Origin of the sequence: Streptomyces rectiviolaceus (genome assembly GCF_039533825.1) — a bacterium.
In the GTDB taxonomy this organism is placed as follows: Bacteria; Actinomycetota; Actinomycetes; order Streptomycetales; family Streptomycetaceae; genus Streptomyces; species Streptomyces rectiviolaceus.
Genome location: NZ_BAAAUG010000039.1, coordinates 3,797 through 8,218, shown reverse-complemented (window position 1 = coordinate 8,218; position 4,422 = coordinate 3,797). Strand labels below are relative to the sequence as shown.

Here is a 4,422-nt window from a genome sequence, read left to right as displayed (position 1 = left end):
CGGCACCCCGGCCGCCTGCTCGGACAGGACGCGGGCGACCGCGCCGAGCCGCCCCGCGTCCAGGTCGTGCAGCACGACCTCCGTGACCCGGCCTTCGGCATGGTCACCGAGCAGCGCGCCGTACACGAGCGGAACGCGGAATCCGCCGCCACCGAGAATGACCAGCTTCACGTCTCGACCACCTTCTGTCGTTACAGCTATCGGTACAGCCGTCGGTACAGCTGTCGGAACAGCCGTCGGAACGCCCGGCGGCCAGCTCAGGCACATCTGTCGACCTGTCAGAACTCACCCGTCGACAGAGGTCACGTTACGTACGATTGCCCGGCAGCGATCGACCCCCCACGGAGGTAGCGCACCGATGACACCCCTCAAGACATCCGCGAAGGCATCCGTCGCCCTCCTCGGCGCCGTCGCGCTGGCGACGGCGACCGGAACCAGTGCCTCCGCCGACACAACCCCGAGATCCCCCGGCGGCTGGCAGGAGACCGGCGTCTCGTCCGTCAACTCCCTCACCGGCAGCCAGGGCCTGGCGAGCCGCGCCGACGGCAGCCTCCTCTACCGGGGTCTCGCCTCGATCCCGCTCGACCTGCGGATCAAGGGCTGGACCCATGTCGGCGACCCGGACATAGCCGCCGGCCACACCGTCGACGCCTACCAGGGCGGCGACGACGCGAAGTCGAAGATGTTCGCCGTGACGACGCCCGGCGGGAAGCGCTACCTCTACGAGCACCAGCTCGACGCCGGGGAGAAGCTCAACAACTCCTTCGCTGCCGTCTCGCCCGACAAGCAGTGGCTGGTGTCGGGTGAATGGGGCGACCAGAGCCGCCTCCAGGTCTTCCCCGCCCCGCTGCTCAACTCCTCGACCCCGCCCACCGGCGGAGCGCTCCCCCAGGCGGGCCAGATCTCGCTCGACAAGCCGGTGCGTGACATCCAGGGCTGCGACTTCGTCTCCGAAACCCGTCTCGTGTGCGCGTCCAACGACGCGTCGAAGGAGCTGTGGCCCGAGGACCGCCCCGTCCTCCAGGTGGACCTGGAGCACGCGCTCGACGGGAAGCCCGTCACGGGGAAGGTCACGAGCCTGTTCGCCGCCCCGCAACGGAGCATCTGCTCCGGCACGTTCGAGACGGAGGGCGTCGACTACGACTCCGAGCGGCGCACGCTGCGCGCCGAGGTCGTGCCGCCGGTGCCGTGTCTGGTGACGACGTCGGTCTACTCGTACAAGCCGACGACCGGCTGACCCGCACACACCCTGAACACACTCTGAACACGCCACACGTGTGCGAACGGGCCGGGCGGGGGATGGTCGCGATCATGACACAGCAACACCGGCACGAACCCGTGCCCGACACGCTCCCCGCTCAGCCCCGCCGCCCGGTACGGCAACTGCTCGCCGCGTCGGTGGGCAACGCCGTGGAGTGGTACGACTGGTACGCGTACACGTTCCTCGCGACGTACATCGCCGACCAGGTCTTCCCCAAGGGCTCGGGCAACTCCCTCGTACCGCTGCTCTCCACGTTCGCCGTCTTCGCGGTCGGCTTCTTCATGCGGCCGGTCGGCGGCCTGCTCATGGGCGCGGTCGCCGACCGGCGCGGCAGGCGAGCCGCGCTGACCGTCACCATCCTGCTGATGGGCGGCAGCAGTCTGCTGGTCGGTCTGACGCCGACGTACGCGTCCGTGGGGGTGCTCGCGCCGGTCGTCCTCGTCCTGGCGCGGCTGCTCCAAGGTCTGTCCGTGGGCGGCGAGTTCGCGGCGTCGACGACGTTCCTCGTCGAGTCCGCCGGGCCCGGACGGCGTGGTCTCTTCTCCAGTTTCCAGTACGTGTCGACGAGCGCGGGCCAGCTCGCCGCGTCGGGCGTCGCGGCCCTGCTCGTCAGCATGCTCTCCGACGGGCAGATGGACGGCTGGGGCTGGCGGCTTCCGTTCTTCATAGGCGCCGTGCTCAGCCTGGTCGGCTTCTGGATCAGGCAGGGCGCGTACGAGACCCATCAGGCTCCCCAGGACGAGTCGGAACGACCCGGACTGTTCGACGCCCTGCGCAAGCACCCACGCCAGTCCCTCCTCATCTGCGGAATCACGGCCGGCGGCACGATCGCCTACTACACGTGGACGTCGTACCTTCCGACGTACGCCGAGCTCAACACCGACATCAGCAAGAGCCAGGCCCTGCTGTCCGGCACCCTCTCGCTCGCGTTCTTCGCCCTGCTCCAGCCGGTCGGCGGACTGCTCTCCGACCGCTTCGGCCGCAGGCCGCTCCTGCTCTTCTTCGGCCTCGGCTTCGCCGTCCTGAGCGTGCCGCTGCTTCGCTCCCTGAACGGCTCGTTCGCTTCGCTCCTGATGGTGCAGTGCGCGGGCATGGTGCTGCTCACCGGCTTCACGTCGATCTCGGCGGCCGTGAACGCGGAGGTGTTCCCCGCGCGTGTACGGGCCGCGGGGATCGGCTTCCCGTACTCCCTCACCGTCGCGCTGTTCGGCGGCACGGCCCCGTACATGGGCACCCTGTTCAAGGAGATCGGCGAACCGGGCCTGTTCCCTTGGTACGTGGCCGTGCTCTGCCTCGCGTCATCGGCGGTGTACCTCAAGCTCCCGGAAACCGCCCACAAGGAGCTGGAGCGCTAGAGCTCCAGCCGCTTCACTCCGGCGGAGTCGGGGTGTCGTGGCTGCGGTACATCGCCTGGATGTCCAGCTCGAGTCGCACGGTCGGACCGACGACGGCGATGCCGCGCGCGAGCATGGTGCGCCAGTTCAACGTGTAGTCCTCGCGGTGCAGTTCGGCCGTGGCGCGGGCGGCGCAGCGCAGTTCCTCGCCGTACCCGCCGTTCACCGTGCCCAGGTAGGTGGTGTCGAGGGCGACCGTGCGGCTCACTCCGTGCATCGTCAGCGGGCCCTGCAGCGACCACTTCGCTCCACCGCGGTAGGCGAACCGGCTGCTGCTGAAGGTGATGTAGGGGTAGTTCTCGACGTCGAGGAAGTCCGCCGAGCGCAGATGGCCGTCGCGGGTCTTGTTGCCCGTGGTGAGGCTTGAGGCGTCTATTCTCACCTCCACCTGCGAATCCTCCATCTCGGGGGCTATGCGGATACCGCCGTCGAACCGCGTGAAGCGGCCGTGGACGTTCGCCATGCCGACGTGCCGGGCGATGAAGCGGATCGCGGTGTGCGGCGGGTCGAAGAGCCAGGTGCCGGGCGGCGGGAGCTCCAACTGGCGGGCGCTGAGCAGCCGTACGTCGTTCGACGGCGGTGCCTCGCCCGCGAGGACGTCCACGGTCTCGTGGTGCGGCTGCAGACTCTCCGCCGCGATGACCAGGCCGTAGCGGCCCGGCGGCAGTGCCGCGCTGAAGAGGCCGTACGGATCGGTGGTGCCCTTGGCCGCGACGCGCTGCGTGGCGGACGAGGTCACCGTGACGTCCGCGCCGCCGAGCGGCTGCCCGAGCGGGTCGACCACCGTGCGGCTCACGCCACCGGCACCCGCCGGAAGGTAGGGCACAAGGCCCGCTCCACCGCCGGATGCGCCTCTTTGCCTCTTGCGCCGGAACAGTGCGAGGGCCATGTCGTTCACCTGTCTCTTTCGTCGTGCTGAGTGCTTCGTGCTGAGTGGTGTGTGCTGGTGCTGAGTGCTGATGCTGTGTGTTTCGTCGTGCTAGAGGTCGGTGCTCGGCGGCCCGCCCGCGTACGCGGCCCGCAGCAGGCCGAGTACGCCGTCGTACCCGACCTGGCGCGGATTGGCGTACGGCGCGGCGGCTGTCGCCAGGCGGGCCGCCCGCTCCACATCGGCCTCCGCGAGCCCCAGTCGGGCCAGGGAGCGGGGCGCGCCGAGACGCCCGGCGAGCTCCCACAGGGAGCGCGGGACGTCCTGCGCGTCCAGGGCACGGCTCAGGGCGGCGAAGGCCCGGGGCGCGGCAGGTGCGTTGTACGCGAGGGCGTACGGAAGGACCACCGTGTGGGTCTCGGCGTGGGGCAGGCCGAACGAGCCGCCGAGCACGTGGCAGAGCTTGTGGTGCAGGCCCATGGTGGTGGCGCCGAGGCAGGACCCGCACAGCCAGGCCGCGTACAGCGCGCGGGTCCGGGCCGCGAGCCCGCCGGGATCGGCCACGATCTCCGGCAGAGCGGCCGCCATGGCCCGCACGCCCTCTTCGGCCAGCAGGCCGACGACGGGCGACGCGTCGGGCGCGTACAACGACTCGGCCGCGTGCGCCAGGGCGTTGACGCCGCTCGTCACCGAGAGCGCCGGCGGCAGCGAGAGGGTCAGCTCGGGGTCGTAGACGACGCTGCGCGGCTGTACGGACGGGTCGCGCCCGGTGCGCTTGGCACCGCCTTCGGTCAGGCCCCAGACGGGGGTCATCTCGGAGCCCGAGTAGGTCGAGGGCACGGCGATCAGCGGAAGGCCGGTGCGCAGGGCGAGTGCCTTGCCGAGGCCGATGGCGGAGC

The 4,422-nt window shown here is 70.5% G+C and carries 4 protein-coding genes and 1 pseudogene; 2 read left to right on the top strand and 3 right to left on the bottom strand.

Annotated elements, in window-relative coordinates; all coding sequences use genetic code 11:
• Nucleotides 1-171 (bottom strand): annotated as a pseudogene (locus tag ABD378_RS13150) (6-phospho-beta-glucosidase); the annotation flags it as partial.
• A 187-nt stretch (nucleotides 172-358) separates the two neighbouring features.
• On the opposite strand from ABD378_RS13150, the gene ABD378_RS13145 reads away from it, so the two are divergent.
• The gene (locus ABD378_RS13145) at nucleotides 359-1,237 is read left to right on the top strand and encodes a hypothetical protein (RefSeq protein WP_344520879.1); all 879 of its coding nucleotides are present in this window, start codon (nucleotides 359-361) and stop codon (nucleotides 1,235-1,237) included.
• A gap of 62 nt (nucleotides 1,238-1,299) precedes the next feature.
• Nucleotides 1,300-2,616 carry an MFS transporter gene (locus ABD378_RS13140; RefSeq protein ID WP_386543231.1) on the top strand — a complete coding sequence of 439 codons (1,317 nt, stop codon included), beginning with the start codon at nucleotides 1,300-1,302 and terminating at the stop codon, nucleotides 2,614-2,616.
• A 13-nt stretch (nucleotides 2,617-2,629) separates the two neighbouring features.
• Here ABD378_RS13140 and ABD378_RS13135 read toward each other — a convergent pair whose 3' ends face one another.
• Complete coding sequence (locus tag ABD378_RS13135; RefSeq protein ID WP_344520877.1) at nucleotides 2,630-3,544, bottom strand: YceI family protein; 915 nt, start codon at nucleotides 3,542-3,544, stop codon at nucleotides 2,630-2,632.
• A gap of 90 nt (nucleotides 3,545-3,634) precedes the next feature.
• Nucleotides 3,635-4,422, bottom strand: a 788-nt coding sequence (locus ABD378_RS13130; RefSeq protein ID WP_344520876.1) for a maleylacetate reductase, incomplete at its 5' end; no start/stop codon positions are given.

Coding starts and splice junctions, on each gene's coding strand:
- ABD378_RS13145 (WP_344520879.1), top strand. CDS start 359: ATGACACCCCTCAAGACATCCGCGAAGGCATCCGTCGCCCTCCTCGGC.
- ABD378_RS13140 (WP_386543231.1), top strand. CDS start 1,300: ATGGTCGCGATCATGACACAGCAACACCGGCACGAACCCGTGCCCGAC.
- ABD378_RS13135 (WP_344520877.1), bottom strand. CDS start 3,544: ATGGCCCTCGCACTGTTCCGGCGCAAGAGGCAAAGAGGCGCATCCGGC.